Source organism: Bacteriovorax sp. As-1 (genome assembly GCF_058446905.1).
The window spans coordinates 439,054-456,405 of record NZ_CP184341.1 but is presented as its reverse complement, the minus strand read 5'-3'; the positions used below and the strand labels follow the sequence as shown (position 1 = coordinate 456,405).

General features: G+C 38.3%; 18 protein-coding genes, 1 tRNA gene and 1 pseudogene. 16 read left to right on the top strand and 4 right to left on the bottom strand.

What is annotated here, in order from left to right:
- Window position 1 precedes the first annotated feature (1 nt).
- Both ACN20O_RS02315 and ACN20O_RS02310 read right to left on the bottom strand, forming a co-directional pair.
- On the bottom strand, window positions 2–1,006 hold the full coding sequence (locus ACN20O_RS02315; RefSeq protein ID WP_491636810.1) for an efflux RND transporter periplasmic adaptor subunit: 1,005 nt from the start codon (window positions 1,004–1,006) through the stop codon (window positions 2–4).
- Window positions 1,003–2,325, bottom strand: a complete 1,323-nt coding sequence (locus tag ACN20O_RS02310) for a TolC family protein (RefSeq protein WP_491636808.1) — start codon at window positions 2,323–2,325, stop codon at window positions 1,003–1,005. The genes ACN20O_RS02315 and ACN20O_RS02310 overlap by 4 nt, the downstream gene beginning before the upstream one ends.
- A 70-nt stretch (window positions 2,326–2,395) precedes the next feature.
- Between ACN20O_RS02310 and ACN20O_RS02305 the strand changes: the two genes are divergently transcribed.
- The 5 genes from ACN20O_RS02305 to ACN20O_RS02285 all read left to right on the top strand — a co-directional run bounded on the left by ACN20O_RS02305 (window position 2,396) and on the right by ACN20O_RS02285 (window position 5,606).
- Entirely contained in the window at window positions 2,396–3,346 is a 951-nt protein-coding gene (locus ACN20O_RS02305) for an aldo/keto reductase (RefSeq protein WP_491636806.1), read from the top strand.
- A 41-nt stretch (window positions 3,347–3,387) separates the two neighbouring features.
- The gene (locus ACN20O_RS02300; RefSeq protein WP_491636804.1) at window positions 3,388–3,693 is read left to right on the top strand and encodes a hypothetical protein; all 306 of its coding nucleotides are present in this window, start codon (window positions 3,388–3,390) and stop codon (window positions 3,691–3,693) included.
- A 7-nt stretch (window positions 3,694–3,700) separates the two neighbouring features.
- Window positions 3,701–4,705 carry a histone deacetylase family protein gene (locus tag ACN20O_RS02295; protein WP_491636802.1) on the top strand — a complete coding sequence of 335 codons (1,005 nt, stop codon included), beginning with the start codon at window positions 3,701–3,703 and terminating at the stop codon, window positions 4,703–4,705.
- A gap of 1 nt (window position 4,706) precedes the next feature.
- Entirely contained in the window at window positions 4,707–5,060 is a 354-nt protein-coding gene (locus ACN20O_RS02290; protein ID WP_491636799.1) for a nuclear transport factor 2 family protein, read from the top strand.
- A 144-nt stretch (window positions 5,061–5,204) separates the two neighbouring features.
- Window positions 5,205–5,606, top strand: a complete 402-nt coding sequence (locus ACN20O_RS02285) for a response regulator (RefSeq protein WP_491636797.1) — start codon at window positions 5,205–5,207, stop codon at window positions 5,604–5,606.
- A gap of 18 nt (window positions 5,607–5,624) precedes the next feature.
- Here the strand turns inward: ACN20O_RS02285 and ACN20O_RS02280 are convergent, their stop codons facing one another.
- Window positions 5,625–6,986, bottom strand: a complete 1,362-nt coding sequence (locus ACN20O_RS02280; RefSeq protein ID WP_491636795.1) for an HAD-IG family 5'-nucleotidase — start codon at window positions 6,984–6,986, stop codon at window positions 5,625–5,627.
- Between the two features lie 102 nt (window positions 6,987–7,088).
- Between ACN20O_RS02280 and ACN20O_RS02275 the strand changes: the two genes are divergently transcribed.
- From ACN20O_RS02275 to ACN20O_RS02245, 7 genes and pseudogenes are all read left to right on the top strand, one after another.
- The gene (locus tag ACN20O_RS02275) at window positions 7,089–8,528 is read left to right on the top strand and encodes a thioredoxin-like domain-containing protein (RefSeq protein WP_491636793.1); all 1,440 of its coding nucleotides are present in this window, start codon (window positions 7,089–7,091) and stop codon (window positions 8,526–8,528) included.
- A 17-nt stretch (window positions 8,529–8,545) separates the two neighbouring features.
- A tRNA-Ala gene (locus ACN20O_RS02270) sits at window positions 8,546–8,621 on the top strand.
- A gap of 337 nt (window positions 8,622–8,958) precedes the next feature.
- Entirely contained in the window at window positions 8,959–9,573 is a 615-nt protein-coding gene (locus tag ACN20O_RS02265) for a helix-turn-helix transcriptional regulator (RefSeq protein ID WP_491636790.1), read from the top strand.
- A 107-nt stretch (window positions 9,574–9,680) separates the two neighbouring features.
- A pseudogene (locus ACN20O_RS02260) lies at window positions 9,681–9,944 on the top strand (transposase); the annotation flags it as partial.
- Between the two features lie 56 nt (window positions 9,945–10,000).
- The gene (locus ACN20O_RS02255; protein ID WP_491636788.1) at window positions 10,001–10,816 is read left to right on the top strand and encodes an IS3 family transposase; all 816 of its coding nucleotides are present in this window, start codon (window positions 10,001–10,003) and stop codon (window positions 10,814–10,816) included.
- A 200-nt stretch (window positions 10,817–11,016) separates the two neighbouring features.
- Window positions 11,017–11,364 (top strand): hypothetical protein, encoded by a 348-nt coding sequence (locus tag ACN20O_RS02250; protein ID WP_491636786.1) that lies wholly within the window; start codon window positions 11,017–11,019, stop codon window positions 11,362–11,364.
- Window positions 11,364–11,546 (top strand): pseudouridine synthase, encoded by a 183-nt coding sequence (locus ACN20O_RS02245; protein WP_491636784.1) that lies wholly within the window; start codon window positions 11,364–11,366, stop codon window positions 11,544–11,546. Before ACN20O_RS02250 ends, ACN20O_RS02245 begins: the two co-directional genes overlap by 1 nt.
- A gap of 292 nt (window positions 11,547–11,838) precedes the next feature.
- Here ACN20O_RS02245 and ACN20O_RS02240 read toward each other — a convergent pair whose 3' ends face one another.
- A complete protein-coding gene (locus tag ACN20O_RS02240; RefSeq protein ID WP_491636782.1) occupies window positions 11,839–12,222 on the bottom strand; it encodes a hypothetical protein in 384 nt (127 codons plus the stop codon).
- A gap of 89 nt (window positions 12,223–12,311) precedes the next feature.
- Between ACN20O_RS02240 and ACN20O_RS02235 the strand changes: the two genes are divergently transcribed.
- Genes ACN20O_RS02235 through ACN20O_RS02220 form a run of 4 tightly spaced genes read left to right on the top strand, consistent with a single transcriptional unit; the run spans window position 12,312 to window position 17,352 of the window.
- Complete coding sequence (locus ACN20O_RS02235) at window positions 12,312–12,644, top strand: metal-sensitive transcriptional regulator (protein WP_491636780.1); 333 nt, start codon at window positions 12,312–12,314, stop codon at window positions 12,642–12,644.
- Window positions 12,645–12,653: 9 nt separating this feature from the next.
- Complete coding sequence (locus tag ACN20O_RS02230) at window positions 12,654–15,794, top strand: efflux RND transporter permease subunit (RefSeq protein WP_491636778.1); 3,141 nt, start codon at window positions 12,654–12,656, stop codon at window positions 15,792–15,794.
- Window positions 15,784–16,173: a hypothetical protein gene (locus ACN20O_RS02225; protein ID WP_491636776.1), complete on the top strand. Its 390-nt coding sequence runs from the start codon at window positions 15,784–15,786 to the stop codon at window positions 16,171–16,173. The genes ACN20O_RS02230 and ACN20O_RS02225 overlap by 11 nt, the downstream gene beginning before the upstream one ends.
- Before the next feature lie 15 nt (window positions 16,174–16,188).
- Window positions 16,189–17,352 (top strand): TolC family protein, encoded by a 1,164-nt coding sequence (locus tag ACN20O_RS02220; RefSeq protein WP_491636774.1) that lies wholly within the window; start codon window positions 16,189–16,191, stop codon window positions 17,350–17,352.

Genomic DNA, 17,352 nt, shown 5'->3' with positions numbered 1-17,352 from the left:
CCTATAACCAGGTCGCTTCTTTGACTTTTACTTTCATGCCGTCAGTGAGTTCAATTCCTTCAAGTGGCTTTGCCACCAGTTCGTTTGGTTTTACACCATCGAGAATTTCCACGCGCTCGTAGTTTCCAGTTCCTACTTTTACAGGGCGCTTAACAAGCTTTGAATCTTCAATCACGAAAACTGAACGGTTTTTACCGACACCAGTTAAAACCATGGCCGGAAGAATCGATGCATCTTTTTTTGCTTCAACCACAATTTCTACGTCAGCAGATGCACCAACTGGAATCAGATTTTGGTTTTCTAAAATTTCCAGTTCGATTTGGCTTGTTCTGTCCTGATCCTTAACTGTCGAGACAAACGGAACAACTTTAGTAAGTCTGGCTTTGATGATTTGGTTTTTCATCGCCGGGATTTTGACTCTGGCATCTTGTCCGATCTGAATTTTTTGCAAATCGACTTCATCGATTTCACCTTTAATCAAACGAGTTTTTAAATCGATGATCTGAACGTCGATCTTTTTATCCGTCGTCGCAAGACTTGCTCCACTTTGGTAGAACTCACCAACTTTTAAATTTAAAGCAGTGATCATTCCATCAAAAGGGGCCTTGATGATGGTTTTATCTAAGTTGATTCTTGCTACTTCTCTGGCGCGGTTAACACCATCAAGGTTGGCCACAGACACAAGCCCGTTTTTATAAAGCTCCTGGCTTCTTTCGTAGTCTTTTAGAGCTTCGTTGTACACAGCTCGAAGATCCGCATTCTCAAGCTCCGCAATCACAGTTCCCTGACTGACTTTATCTCCTAGAGACACGTGAATCTTTGAAATACGTCCGGGAGTTCCGAAAGCAAGCTCTGCTTGTTGTTTGGCCTCAACGGTTCCTGAGTTTGTTGTTGTGACAGTGCTTTCAACTGTTCCTTTTCCTAGCTTAATCCCAGTGACTTCAATTTTGCTTCCACATGAAGCAAGAAGAAGAGTAAGAACTAAAAGAGATACAATATTTTTCATAAGCCGGCCTGCCATAGGTAATTTTGTGAAAGGGTGTAGAATTGAATCTTGTTTTGCGCAAGATTGATTTTAGAATCAAGCAGATCATCCTGAACTTCCAGCAGCTCAAAGAGTGAACTCTTTCCTAATTGATATGATTTTGAAGTTAAGCGATAGAGCTCTTCAAACTGAGATACGTTCAAGGTCAGTGATGACACCAGCGTTTCCAGAGCATTGATACGAATCAGTGTCGTATTTAAGTCATTTTCCAGTTGCTGTTTTTTTAAACCGATTGAGTATTCGATTTGTTTTTTAGCAAAGTATTTTTCAAAGTGGCTTGAAGCAAAACTTCCACCGCTAAAAAGAGGAATCGTCAGGACTAAGGCCACTGTATGCGAGCGGGTTGGGTTATGAATTGTCCCTTCCCAGTTTTCAGCCGCGTTTGTATAAGAGCCCTGGATTCTTAAATCAGGGTATTCGTTTCTCGTGAAGTCTGAAAGTGCCAGGCGGTTGATCTTCTCTTCCATCTGTAGACTTTGGTATTTAGGACTTGCTGTCAAGTTGGGAACTTCTTTTTTTGCGGCCACAGTGCTTAGCGAGTTAATCATTTCTAAAATCTGCTCTTCACTCAGGTTGGAAACAAAGTCTAAGTCTTTTTGTTCAAGACCAGTATATTCAACAAAACGGTTTTTCGCGTTTTGCTCTTCTTCGATATAAGAAGTCTTTTTTGAAGTCAGAGAAACTAAGTTGGCGTCTGAGCGAAGAACATCAATCTTTGTTTTTTGTCCCAGATCAAATCCAAGCTGAGCTTCTTTTTTTCCTGTCTCAGCTTTTTTTAGCGAGTTCTCTACTGCCGCCGTTTTATATTTGGCCAGCAAGTAGTTCAGGAAGTAAGTCGTAAACTGAATAGGGTATTCGCTTTCTTTGATCTCAACATCAATTTCACTTTTATCTTTTTCGGCAAAAGACTTTCTGGTGTTTTGAATCTGGTTGAAATTCACCAGCGACCATTCGTACTGGATGGCCCATGAAGAATTTAGAACTCCAATCCCGAGCGCGCGAAGAGCGGCGTTTTTATCTTCAAAGAAGTCTTTTTCTCTTTTTAAAACTAAGTTGACGTTGGGAAGGTGGCTTGTGAAGCGAGTGTAGTTTTCTGCTTTTTTCTGGGAACGAAAGGCCCTTACAGTTTTTAATTCTGGCGAAGTGTCCTTAGACTTTTCCTGCAGAGAGCGAAAGTTTTCGACCAATGTCGTTGAATCAGCAAAAGAAGACCAACTAACTAAAACAGAACTTAGGAAAAAGAAAAACCGCGGGGACATTTTCATGACGAATGCTCTCATTCCTGTACAGATTAAAATTTAGGTGTTTATTATTACACCTATTAGAAAAGCTTCACAAGGATATGTTCATATGACGCAATTACTAAAAATGGTTAGTTCACTCCCAATTGCCTTCGGTGGCGCCGCTATCAGCGGAGAAGGAGGAGGTTACGGTTTTGGTGAAATTAGCGAAGGTGAATCTATTGACCTCTTACACCAGGCCTATGAGGGCGGAATCCGAATTTTTGATACAGCTCCAATTTATGGTTTTGGATTGTCAGAACTAAGAATGGGCAAAGCATTTAAAAACATGCGCGAGAAGGTCTTCCTGGTTTCAAAGTCAGGGGTGACTTGGCATGAGAATAAGCGTGTCGACATGACCAATGATCCGAAGATTGCTGAAAAAATGCTGGAGCAGTCTCTGCGCGATTTAAATACGGATTTTATTGACCTGTACATGGTTCACTGGCCTGATGCCCGCGTGGATATCAGAAAGACAATGGAAGTGCTCTCTAAGGCAAAACACCAGGGGAAAATTAAGCATATCGGTCTATGCAACACTAACTTAGACGAGCTTAATAAGGCGTTTGAAATTGACCGCGTAGAAGTGGTGCAGTCTGAATTTAACTTATTCACTAACAAGTTTGTTCAAACTGAAATTTTTCCTTACCTGAAAGAAAAAAACATCAGCTTTATGAGCTGGGGTACGCTGGATAAAGGGATTATCACTGGACGCGTAGATGAAACGAGAAAAGCTTATGATAAAAGCGACTGCCGTTCATGGGCGCCTTGGTGGAAAGACATGGACAACTCGGCCAAGTTCGAAGCGATGAAAAAACTCTGGCCGGTTTTAGATAAAAATCACCATACGGGTCTGGAGCTTGCTTTGGCCTATAACCTAAGTTTTCCGGAGCTCTCAGTGGCCATCTGTGGCGCAAAGAGCAAAGCTCAGCTTGAGTCGCTCCTAAAAGCTACGAAAAATTTACCAAAAAACGAACAGTTACAAGAGTATATCGCCCTTGCACAACCGGCGCAAAAATGATTAAAAAGACGAGCTTAAAATGCATCATCAGGAGACCTAAAATGAAGAAATTCATCTTATCTGCAATCACATTTTTAACTCTATCTTCACAAGCTTTTGCATTTGTTCCGCAAATGGAATTTTTCGTTAACCGCGAAGTTGCTACTGCTCGTGTATGGAACACAACTTACCGTCCAATTGTTTGTAACGGAAATGCTTTCGGAAGAACTTGGCAAGGTGTTGTCCTTAACTCATGGGTTAATGGACTTGTTATTTATCCAGGTGCTGCTGCGAACGTTTATATTCACTCGAACTTCTACGATCCAATGGTTCAAGCTTGGGCACAGATCGACTGTCAAATCTGGTAATTAATCAATGATCTTTTATCATCCCGATTGTGATCTACGCTTTAGCGAATATGGAATCGAGATCCCAATCGTGGATGAACGAGCTGCGCACGTTTTTTCTGCCTTAAAGTATCTTTATCCTTTTCTTGAATACACCGATTTAAAAACTCTTCCACGCATCACTCGCGAAGACCTTGAACGCGTTCACAATAAAGATTTTATCCATCGTTTATTGGGGACAGCAGGCGAGAGACAAGGGGAGATTTATCAGTGTTATGAACTGGTTAATGATCAAGGTAAGTTTGAAAGATACAATCCAAAAAATCAAAAGCGAGATTGGAAAGAGTTGGTCGAAACCATTCTTATGCAAGTCTCGATGACGTACAACTCGACGAAGTACGCACTTAAAAATGGCTTCAGCTATCACCTCGGCGGAGGCATGCACCATGCGATGAGTTTTGCCGGCCGTGGTTTTTGTCTGGTCAATGACATTGTCATCACATTAAGAAAATTACAAAACGAAGGCGCAATCAAGACTGCATGGATTGTCGATGTCGATGTTCATAAAGGTGATGGTGCCCCGGAAATTTTACAAAATGATACGACGATCAGAACTTTTTCTATTCATATGAAAGAAGGCTGGCCACTCAATTCAGGAACTGTCCGCGCCCCATGGTTTATTCCTTCATCAATCGATGTAGGGATTGATGTAGGTGAGGATGATCAGTATTTAGCGCGCCTGGAAGCAGGTCTCTTAGATATGGAAGAGCGCTTTCCTAATCCAGATGTCGTTATCGTCGTGAATGGGGCCGATCCTTATGAACATGATGAACTTCCAAGTGCAGCCTTTATTAATCTTTCTAAAGAGCAGATGCTTGCCCGCGATAAGTTTCTTTATCAGTTTTTTAAAGAGAGAAATATTCCTCAGTCATATGTTATGGCCGGAGGTTATGGCGCGAAGGCATGGGAGATCTATCTGCAGTTTTTAAAATTTGTTGGAGAGAACTCTTCTCTTAGAGTCAAACAGGAATAGTATGAATCAAGCTCAAGCAATCATGGAAAAACAAGTTGAAGCCTACAATGAAAGAAATATGGAAAAATTTCTTTCATGTTTTACAGACGACATTGAATTTTTTAACCTTCACGATTCACAGAGAGTTTTAAATGGCAAAGAGAACGTGAGAGAGGATTTTACAAAACTTTTTGAATCAAGCCCTAAGCTCAATTTGGTCATTAAAAGCAGAATTGTTTGTGGAAATTATGTTACAGATCATGAAATCGTACATGGGGCGGCCAGATACCCGAATGGGATTGAGGTGGTCAGTATCAACGAAATCCAGAATGGATTAATCAGAAAGATTTGGTTTACTCCTACAATTATCTATTGAGATTGCTCTTTCTTAAGATAAGTATTCCTTCGTAAATAAAAGCTTACTTAAACTGCACTAAAATCATTTGTTTCTCAGTGATTTTTATCGAGCGGAATTTTCTTACCAGTTCAAAGCGTTCGGCCCTTCTATTAGAATGAGGCCATGAGCAAGACAAAATTTAAAATTCTCCTAGTTGAAGACGAACCGATGGTACTGGAAATCCTTAAAGAAGGATTTAGTGCTCAAGGGCACAGAGTGATCGCTGCTGGCAGTGGTAACGATGCAATTGAGATTTTAAAAAAAGAAAGGTGTGACATCCTTTTATCAGATTTGAAAATGCCAAACGGGAATGGGCCCGATGTTTTGTCATTTGTAAAGACAATGAAATCTGCTCCCATTTTTTTCTTTCTCACTGGTCAGTCAGAGTATTCAGCAACAGTGTGTATCGCTGCCGGAGCGAGAAACTATTTCACCAAGCCTTTTGATATCAAAAAATTAATCGGACAAATTGAAAACGAATTTAAGATGGAAAGCCTTGGCCTGAAACTCTGCTGTATTGAGTAACAGGCCAAAGGAATAGATTTAAGATTCGTGAGGCAGAACGCGGCGGTGAGGACGGAAATACGTTCTCGGCGAGTATTCAATCAGGTCTGAGACCTTCGTCATATAAATACAAGCATACTTTTCTACCTGGTCAGCAAAGCGCGACTCTTCAAGACCAGCTCTCATCATCTCTCCCCAGTATGGGTTAAAGAACTGACGGTGTTGCTCTAATAAATCAGAGATCGTCGAGTTGACCTTATCAATTTCCGCAAACAAGTTGTTTAACTCTTCTTTTGGAACTTCTTCATGGAACTCGTGCTTTTTAAGATCAAGTTCATTGAGTTTTGTTTCTAAGTTTTCTTTGATTAGCATTTGCTTATCAATCTCAGCCTGAATAGGAGCGCTTTTTTTAATCGCTTCAATTTCTTCAGCTAGAGGATCTAAAACAAGAGCCGTTCTCCAGTTAAACGTCTTTTTAATACTTACAACGTCACCGTAGATATGATCCCCAAGATACAGGATCTCATCACCTTCAAGTCCCAGGTCTTTTTGCAGTTTTCCGGCAAATCCACCTTGGTAAATCCCTTTCGTGATTTTCCCTTCAGCATTGCTCATAAGCCCTGTTGCCGGGTCAATTGAAAGAAACGGTGTCTTGATCGTGAAGAATCTTGGCTTACTCGCAAGAGTTACCGTGATCTCAAAAAGCTCAGACCAGTCTTTGTGTTCTTTTAAGAACGGATTGATCGTGTAGTCGAGAAGAAGCTTCGTGTAGTTGAAGTCAGAGTTAGTGATAACTAAAAGTTTTTTCCCGTAACGCTTGTAGCGTTCAAACAGCGCCACCACTTCAGGGTCCTGAATGATGAACTGAGAGATGTTGTTGCGCACGTGATTTTTTAGTGTCCCGTCTGAGTGACAAACATCCAGCGCTTCCTTGATTTCTACCGCAAGAGTGTCGAAGTCTGGAAGAGCGAGACCTTTTTCTTTCAGGTCAACTAACTGTGAGTAAAGTACACCGTTAGACACCGCAAAGTTTGTATCCAAACTTTGAATGTGTGGATCAGAAAGATCAATAACGCCATTTCCGTAGATGCGTTGTTGCTCTTTGAAATCAAGTGGAGAAAGTCCATGGTAAGACGACTTCACTTTTCCAAAGCGAGAAACCTTTAGTAGATTTCCTTTTGATTTGTCGATAACAAGACCTTGGATAACGCGCTTGAAATCAAATTCAAGTTTTAAAATCTCTGATGGATAGTTCTTATCACTAACAAGTTTTTTTAATGTGGCCTGATGAGTAAATCTCTCGAAGGCCTCTGAGTTGTAACGAACGATCGTATAATCCATGTCAAAGCCAATGGCTTTGATTTTCTTTAGATTAAGAGTACGATTAATAAAAATTCCCATTCTGGGTACCTCTTTTGAAAGTGCAGGGTTGGACAGCATTATATCATATCAGGAAGACTTCGCTCACGTCAATTTTGGTCAAGAATGTATGAGGAGAAGATAATGAGAAATCTATTTATTTTACTTATTCTTGCTATTAGTTTTAATACTTTTGCCCAAGGGAAAAACGACACAACGGCCTTAAAAGTGCTCTTAGAAACAGCGCCGATACTCAATACAAAATCGCCACTTAAGGTAGGGGATCTCAAAGGGAAAATCGTTTTAGTCGACTTTTGGACCTATGGCTGCATTAACTGCATGCAAGTGATTCCAGACTTAGACTTCCTGGAAAAAAAATACCCTAAAGACCTGGTGATCCTAGGCGTGCACTCTGCGAAGTTTGATAACGAAAAGGGAAATTTTGAAATTAAAAAGGCCGCCGCCCGCTACGGGATTCATCACCCGGTGATTAATGATTCGAAGTTTGAAATCTGGAATGCTTTTGGTGTTCAGGCCTGGCCGACATTGGTGCTGGTTTCACCTGATGGCCGTGTTTATAAAGGTTATTCAGGCGAGGGGCATAGAGATGACCTGGATAAAGACATTGCGGCATTGGTTAAGAATTTCAAAGGAAAGATCAATCAAAAAATCGTCGCAGTTGAAGATGACAACCATAAGATGCGCTTTAAATTTCCTTCAAAGATTATTGAAGTGGAAAGTTTCTCTCTTGATGGGAAGCCTGCCCGCTCAGTTTATTTCTTAACTGATTCAAGCCACCATCAAATTGTTGGATTAGAAAAGAACGGCACAGAATTCATGCGTATTGGAAGCGGGAAAGAAGGATTTAGTGCAGACACTCTTTCTCGTCCTCAGGGAACAGCTTTTAAAGACGGTATTCTTTATATTGCCGATACAGCAAACAATGCTCTTCGCGCTTACGATTTTAAAACAAAAAAAATCACGACTATCGGAGGCGACGGGAAACGCGGAAGCATCTGGGCCTCTCCTTGGGATGTGAAATTCACGTCACCAGATGAGTTGACCATTGCCATGGCCGGAACTCATCAACTTTTAGGTTTTAATATCAAAACGAAACAGGCCCGCGTGGTGGCCGGAAGCGGAGAAGAATCAATTAATGATGGGATCTTGCCGTTTAACTCTTTATCGCAGCCGTCGGGGCTTTCTCTGGTTAATGGAAAGCTATACTTTGTTGATGCGGAGACGAGCTCTCTGCGCGTTTTAGACCATGGAAAGATTACGACCCTAATTGGGAAAGGGCTTTTTGATTTTGGGCTTAAAGATGGGGATAAGGCGAGTGCTCTAATGCAACATACGACAGGAGTTTTTGCGACGGCCGATAAGGTTTACCTGGCGGACACTTATAACAATGCCATTCGTGTTTACGATGTGAAGAGTGGGAAGCTTTCAACTCTTACTCGTGGGCTAAAAGAGCCAAACGATGTACTTGTCTCAGACGGGAAATTGATTGTTGTGAATACAGGAGATCATGCGTTAAAGAAAGTTGATCTAAAAACTGGCAAAGCTGAAAATTTTATTCAATAATAGGTCTTCACGTAAGTGGGCTCATAGCTCAGCTGGGAGAGCGCAACGCTGGCAGTGTTGAGGTCTGCGGTTCGATCCCGCATGGGTCCACCATTTTTCTGGAACAAAAAATTTATAAAAAAGAGAAGCCGAATTTAAGTTCGGCTTTTTTTATGCCAAATACTGCTAACTACCAAAAATATTTAAACTAACAGAATCAATAAGTTCTGCGAGTTCTTCTCTGTTGCTTCTTTTGTATCCAGGCGATTAAAAAATGAAACATCTCTAGACATCTCTAGGGTTGGCTTTTTTTGGCTTTTAATTTGGCTGCGTAGGTAGCAAGTCAAATTTTGGTAGCACGAATTGGTAGCATTTTTTGATTGTTTGGTAAGTTTTCCATAGACATTTTTTTAGAGAGCGGACGCTGGCAATGCAAACAAAGGAGTAAAAAATGCTAGGAATGTCCAACGAAGAAAGAGTGACTAAATCTCATGCTACAGCATTAAAAAGGGCCCGAATTTTAAAGAGCTTGTCGCGTAAAGATTTGGCGAAGAAATTAAATGTTTCCTATAAGGCAATTGAAAAAATAGAGAATGGAAGGGATAAATTATCAGTGGAGCGTCTGCAAAATATTATTAAGGCAATTGGGATTACGAATGAAGAGTTTTTGAAAATTAAGCGTGGGAAAAAAATTACAAAAAGCGAGAGAGTTAAAATTGTTATCACAAACAATGATCGACGAAGTTACCGCAAATTAATTACGAAAGAGTCTCAAGTTTTAAAAAGTTTGCGTAGATTGAAAGATATTTCACAAGATCAAGCTTCTGCTTTATGTGGGTACTCAAGGCCCACAATAGGGCATATTGAAAACGGACGCATTACTCTTGATAAAGAAAGAATTTCTCATATTGTTACTTGCTATGGTTTCACTTATTCAGATTTTGAGAGGAACTTTCACAAGGCAAAGTTAAGGGATGAAATTATTGATCTTTGTTTTTCCAAGATGAAGAAACTATCAGATGAAAAGTTAGCGATAGTTTGGGGAATGATGGAATCTATGGGATGAGTTTATATATTTATCAAGATCTTTTATCGATTTTGACCTGACCCCAAAAAACTGGACTATTCAAAACCTCACACTCTGTTAAACTTTAACATGTAGAGGGATAAAAAATGAAAAAATCAAAGTTCAGCGAAGAGAAAATCGTCGCCATTCTCAAAGAAGCGCAGTCAGGTACTTCAACGGTTCTGGAAGTTTGTAGAAAACATGGAATTACGAACGCCACTTTTTATGCTTGGAAAAGAAAATACAACGGCGTTGAAGTGGCCGAGCTTAAAAAGATGAAAGAGCTTGAAGCTGAGAACGCCAAACTTAAACGTCTTGTCGCCAATCTCTCTCTTGATAATCTGATTTTGAAGGATATCAATTCAAAAAAGTGGTAGGCCCTAAATTAAAGCGGAAAATGGTAAATTACATAAGAGACAGCTATAGGATGAGCTGCTCTAGGGCCTGCAGAATCCTTAATTTACAAAAAGCAACTTTCTATTACAGAGAAGTTGAAGACGCTGGAGAAATCAAGCTTAGAAACCGTTTAAAAGAACTTGCAGACAAGCATCCAGGCTTTGGCCTAAGAACTTTACATGAGATAGCTAAAAGAGAAGATCTTGTCGTAAACCACAAGAGAACAGAGAGAATTTATAAAGAAGAAAAACTCTCGCTTCGCTTAAAAAAGAAAAACAAAAGATCGAGGCATCTTCGAGTAGCTCAAGTTCCACCAGATGCTCCTCTTAAAGCGTGGTCGATGGATTTTGTTCATGACAGATGTTTTAGCGTTAGAAAAATTAAGTGCCTTACTGTCATTGATCAGTTTTCTAAAAATTGCCCAATGATAAACGTAGGAACAACTATGACAGGGGCCGAAGTAGCAAGAGCGCTCGATAGTTTGAAAATAAAAATTGGATTGCCTGAAGTCATTTTTGTAGATAATGGGCCGGAGTTTGCTGGAAAAGATTTGGGATTATGGGCGATGAAAAACAACGTTAAATTACATTTTATCGAACCAGGAAAACCAACTCAAAATGCGTTTATTGAATCGTTCAACGGAAAATTTAGAGCGCAATGTTTGAATCAGCATTGGTTCTCAACACTTGAAGAAGCAAAGGTTTTAATTGAAGAATGGAGAAAAGAATACAACAACTTCAGACCTCCCAGCTCTTTGAACGGTCTGACTCCAGAAGAATTTACTAGGCAATTTGAAATGAATAAGATAAACGGTTTTGATCAGGATGTGAGATTAAAAGTAGTCTAGCATTTGGGGTCAGGTCAATATCAAGGAACAATTTTGCAACTCCAATGCCGTCAAAAAGCGTAGTATTTATAGGTGCATGAAAACATACTAGCTGTATAAAAATTATACAGTTGCCCATTCATCGTTCACTAAACTTGAAGGAATGCATAGCTCTTGATATAAGCTCCTTAAGAAAAATATTCAAAAAGGAGTTCTCTATTATGAAAGCAATTATGATCTTATCATTAAGCCTTTTCTCGACTTTAGCTTTTGCTGAAAGAGGCCCTTACTTTCCAAGTGCAGAAAAAGCACCTATTAAGCATGGAAAAGTTATTTTTAACTCACCAGAACTTACTCAGATTAATCACAGCATTTACATCGGTGAAGTGGTTATTCAAAAAAACAAAGGTGGATTTGAAGTTGGGCCAATGGTTTATAAATGTACATTTAATGAAGACGATGGAGCCTACGGTTCACTAGGTTGTGAGTATGAGAGATATGACATGAAAAGAGCAAGAGCTTATAAGTCATGCAAAGCACAATACGATGAAAGTTATTACTGTGAATAATGACTAAAGAAATTATAAAATATTATGAAGACGATCAACTCCTCATTGTTGAAAAACCAGCAGGGTTGATCGTCCATGCAACTCTCGATCGATCACGTCCCAACTTATACGATCTCCTAAAACAAAACTACCAAGAGCTCTACCTCATTCATCGATTAGATAAAGATACTAGTGGTCTTTAAAAAATCAGAAATCAATCAAGAATTGCAAAACCTCTTGGAATCAAGAGAAATAAAGAAGACCTGCCTTTGTGTGGTTCAAGGAATGTGGGCATCACCCGAGGGGCTGACCAGCACTTGAAATGAGATATTTTGAAGATGTTATTGAAAGAATAAAAGGTGGTGCGCTCGTATATTCAGAGTAAGCACATTTGATATAGTAATAGTTTGAGAAGGCCCGTTAAGGGCCTTTTTTAGTTTTAGCTTTCTAGTTCTTATTGTTTTTCAAAAAAGTAGTCGTCATTTTCATTTCACCTTATAATTGTAGTGGAAGTGAATAGATTGCATCTCTTCCTTTACTATTAGATCTGACAGCATTAATGATCACTTCCTTGTAACTCCTAAGTTCATTTTTTGGTTTTTCACAAACGAAGTAATTAATGCTTTTCGTACAAGAATACTCTGATTCAATGCTCCCTTTGTATTTAATTTTGACAGTTGAATCAGTTATGATTGGATTCTTGAAACTCATGTCTAATAGATAAACATGCATAACAGTTCCTTTATCTAATAGCTCGGTATGAAAAGCGCCTGGCATCTTAATGTACCCGCCATGTGGTCCATGCTTGTTCATACCGTGGGCAAAAAGTGTTTCTGTAGAAAGAAGTAAAGAGAGCAAAGTCACAATTTTGATAGTCATTACGTATTCCTTTTAATTGACACCCGGGTTGAGTATCATGTTATTCTTGTTCATACCTATGCAGGGTATACGTATATTAGGAGTTTTTTGTGACCAAGAATCAGAAATCAGTCATTAAAGTTAAAAAAGCTAAATCAGATTGCCAAATGGAAGTTCACCCTGATCACTCAAAAGAGGGTGTTAGGTTGAAAAGGGTTAAAGGCCAGCTAGAAGGCATTCTTAAGATGATTGAAGATAGACGTTACTGTCCAGATATTCTGATTCAAGTCAGGGCAGCTAAATCAGCCATTCAGGCAATCGAACATTCTATCTTAAAGACTCATCTTTCAAGTTGCGTTAGCGAGGCTTTACATGAAAAAAATAAAGAAAAAGCAAACGAGAAAATTGAAGAATTAATTGAATTAATCGGGCGTCACAAATAAAGGTTTATCATGTTAAATAGTATCATTAAATTTTCTTTGAAGAATAGACTCGTTGTTGTTTTTCTTTCTGTTGCGATACTTATCTATGGCGGATTTATTGTCGCAAATCTACCGGTAGATGTGTTTCCCGATTTAAATAGACCAACAGTTAATATTATGACTGAAGCTGAAGGTATGGCGCCAGAAGAGGTTGAAACACTTATTACCATTCCACTAGAAAATGCTCTTAATGGTTTACCCGGTGTTAATCGTGTTCGATCAACTTCGGGAGTTGGTCTATCAGTAATTTATGTGGAATTTGAATGGGGAACAGATATTTTTCGAAACAGGCAATTAGTTTCAGAGAAGCTGATTGAGGCAGAAGAACATTTTCCAGCTAATGTTACTCCGGTAATGGGTCCTATATCCTCGATCATGGGCGAGATACAGCTCATTGGTTTATCAATTGATGAAAAAGCACAAAGTGAAATTACTCCGGTTGATTTAAGAACTTATGCTGACTGGGTCATCAAGCCAAGGTTGTTGAGTATTGCAGGTGTTTCCCAAGTTATATCAATTGGCGGCGGAGTAAAACAATTTCAAATTAAAATTTCAGCAGATAAGTTAAATTTTTATCAACTTAATTTAGATGAAGTTGAAAAGAATCTCAATCTAATAAGCCAAAATACAACTGGTGGTTATCTCAATAAAGAAGGACAGGAATATCTTATAAGAAACCTTGCGCGTGCTGAGACCATTGAAGATTTAGAGCTAACAGTTGTAGGCGAGCATTTAGGTCGACCAGTACTGGTCAAAGATATTGCAAAAGTTGAAATCGATGCACAGATTAAAAGAGGGGATGCTGGAATTAATGGTGGACCTGGAGTAATTTTGAGCGTTGCTAAGCAACCCGGTGCAAGCACAATTGAATTGACTGAAAAAATTGATGAAGTCTTGAAATCAATGGAAAAGACTTTGCCAAAGGGTGTGAAGCTTCATTCTCATTTGTTTAAACAAGCAGATTTCATCAAAAATTCAATCAACAATGTTGAAGAGGCATTAAGAGATGCCGGAATATTCATAGTCATCGTTCTTATTCTTTTTCTAATGAATGTCAGAACCACGCTTATCACTTTAACAGCCATTCCACTATCGTTTGTAGTAACTTTTATTGTTTTAAAATTTTTCGGTTTGTCGATAAATACGATGACGCTTGGAGGCATGGCCATAGCAATTGGAGAACTAGTAGACGATGCTATCATTGATGTTGAAAACGTACTCCGCAGGCTTAAAGAAAACAAACAAGCTGAAGTTAAAAAGAGTGTCTTAACAGTAATTTTTGAAGCTTCCTCAGAAGTTCGAAATTCGATTGTTTTTGCAACAATTATTGTCGTTCTTGTTATGTTGCCTTTATTTTACTTAGGTGGTTTAGAAGGAAGACTATTCATTCCTTTGGGGATCTCATATATCGTTTCTTTGATCGCTTCGCTCTTCGTTTCATTAACAGTTACACCAGTACTTTGTTCATTATTTCTTGGGAAATCAGATATTCTTGAGAAACCTGATGGTTTTTTAGTAAGATTTTTAAAGAAATACGATAGAAAAATTCTAGATAAGACTCTTGATAGGCCTTGGTTGGTTTTATCCTCGCTTGCATTAATGTTGTTACTCTCACTGGCATTAGTTCCTCAGCTCGGAAAAGACTTTTTGCCTAAGTTTAATGAAGGTACAGCTGTCATTGGACTATTAGCACAGCCAGGAATTTCACTGGAAGAATCATATAAAATTGGGCAAAAAGCTGAACAGTTAATTTTATCAGTACCAGAAGTAAGTTCAGTATCTAGAAGAACTGGGCGAGCAGAGCAAGATGAACATGCTGAAGGCGTGCATTCATCTGAACTGGACGTAGATTTTAAAACTAAAGAAAATTCGAATATTGAAATTCGAGAAAAAGAAGTAGTATTAAATGACATTAGAAATAAACTAAAATCAATTGACGGTGTTGTTTTCAACATCGGACAACCAATTTCACATAGACTGGACCACTTATTATCAGGTGTTCGTGCAGCTATTGCAATAAAGCTCTACGGACCTGACTTGAATACGCTCCGTAAAAAAGGTTATGAAATCAAATCCAAACTTGAAGAAGTAAATGGTTTGGTTGATTTACAAGTAGAGCAGCAAGTATTAATACCTCAAATTAAAATCCAATTGAAAAGAGACATGGCCCGTAAGTACAATTTGCCAGTAGGTGAAGTTACCGAAAGTTTGGAGAAAGCTTTGAAAGGTGAAGTAGTAGCTCAATTATTTGAAGATACTAAGTACTTTAATGTTTATATGCGTTTTGATGATAATTCACGTTCAGATATTTCGAAAATTGAGAATACGATAATTAAAGTCTTGCCCGATGGTTCAAAGATAAGAGTATCTCAAGTGGCCGAAGTCTACGAGGCAACTGGTCCAAACGTAATTAATCGCGAAAATGCACAAAGAAGAATTGTCGTTTCTGCAAATACATCAAATGTGGACCTAGAGACTGTTGTTCAGGATATTGAATTGAAGTTAAAAGATCTAAAACTGAAAGAGGGATACTTTATCAATTATGATGGCCAGCTAGAGTCACAAAAGAAAGGAATGCAGTTATTAATACTTTTAGGAATGCTCGCAATCGTTGGCGTGTTCATTGTTCTCTACATGCACTTTCATTCTACAATGATCGCATTACAAATCATGATAAACATTCCTCTGGCATTGATTGGAAGTATTATAGCCGTCTATCTGACAGACAGAACGTTTTCACTTGCTAGTCTGGTTGCATTTGTAACACTTTGTGGGATTGCGAGTAGGAACGGAATTATGATGATTACACATTATATTCATCTCGTTAAATATGAAGGTGAAAGTTTTAATAAGGATATGATCATTAGAGGATCTTTAGAAAGGTTAGTACCAGTATTGATGACTGCACTGACTGCCATCTTGGCATTAATTCCAATAATTTTAGCCAAAGGCGAACCTGGTAAAGAAATTCTCTATCCACTATCAGTTGTTATTGTAGGGGGGCTTTTAAGCTCAACTTTACTTGATATTATTGTAACTCCAGTCATTTTTTATAATTTTGGAAAAAAAGCATTAGAAATAAATACTCAAGGAGATAATCATGATTTTTAAAAAACTATTGGTCCTACTCACACTATTGCTTTCGTTCACTATTGCTTTTGCTCATGAAGGACATGATTCTGCAACGGCAAAAAGTCTGTACGGGGGAATTGTTAAAAAAACAGCCAATGCCTTTGTAGAAGTTTTGCAAGATGATGCTATTGAAATTTATATTTCCAGTCATGATTACAAAAGTATTGTTGGCCCCAAGCTTAGTGTAAATGCGGTTGCTGAAATTAAAGGAAAAAAACTTCCATTGAAACTTGAAATGAAAAAAACTAACTACATTGTTGTAACTGATCTTTCCAAAGAAAAGCATTTCAAGTTGATTGTAACCATGAAAACTAATGGCAAAGAAGAAACAGTTTCATTTCCATTAGAAAAAAACTAAAAATACGAGGCGCTTATGATCATTGATTACGATCAAATACAAAAAATGATAGAGTCTAACCTTGAAGTCAGGATTAGCAATGAAAGTGTAAATTCCTCAAAGGCTAAGGTAACTTCATTGGGTACTTCCTTTATTCCAGAAGTATCATTGTATGCTCAAGGTGAGAGTGATGAGATTTCCCGGATTTCCAAGGAACCCACTTCCGGGGTATATGCTAACATCAATTTGTTCAACGGTTTTCGCGATACTGAACAAATTAAAGTTAACACTCTCGCTTATGAATCGACTAAGCTTCAATCAAAGAAAACTTATAATTCACAAATTCTTGAAGCCAGGAAATATTATTTTGAAGCTTTGAAAATTAATGAAAATATAAAGATTTTAACAGAGCATGAAGTAGTTAATCGCAGCAATAGAAATCAAATCTTAAAAAAAGTATCCAGTGGATTAAGTCCAAGATCGGAAGAGCTAATTTTCAAAAAAATAGAGCTTGATTTAAAAGAACAAAGAATCAAAGAGGAAAACGCGCTTAAATTAGTTTACAGCAATCTTCGTAAAATATTATCTATAGACCCCAATGAAAAAATCGAGGTTGCTGGAAGTTTTGATATTAGCAAGTTTGAATATAAGCAAGGGCAAAGGAAAATTGATTTGGCATTGGCAGAATCGCTGGAGTCACAAACCATCTCAGAAAAAAAACTTTCAGGTCTTTGGCGCATGCCAAGAGTAAATTTTTATGCTGAACGTTCATTCACAAATCATGTAAATGGAGAATTTCTTGAAGAAGATGACGATAAGCAGGTATTCGGTTTAAGAGTTACTCTTCCATTACTTAGTGAAAAGAATGTCGACTCAATTGAAGATCAAATCAAAAAAACAGAGCTTGTATCGGCGCAACTTAGAAATAAGCAACAAGCGCTGGAACTAGCATCTAATGAAGAGAAACTTCTAGTTTCTTTAAATCATCTAAAAACAATGATAGAAATCTCAAAAGAGAAAGTTAATTTATCTAAAGATATTATGGAAAGGACCTTTTCAGAATTTAAAATTGGCCTAAAAGAGGCCTTATCCCTTAATGAAGCAACAGAAGAGTATTTAGAAGCTAGAAAAGATTTAATTGAGCATCAGCTCGAATACATACTAAGCATTGAAGAAGCAAACGCCTCTACTTTAAAATAA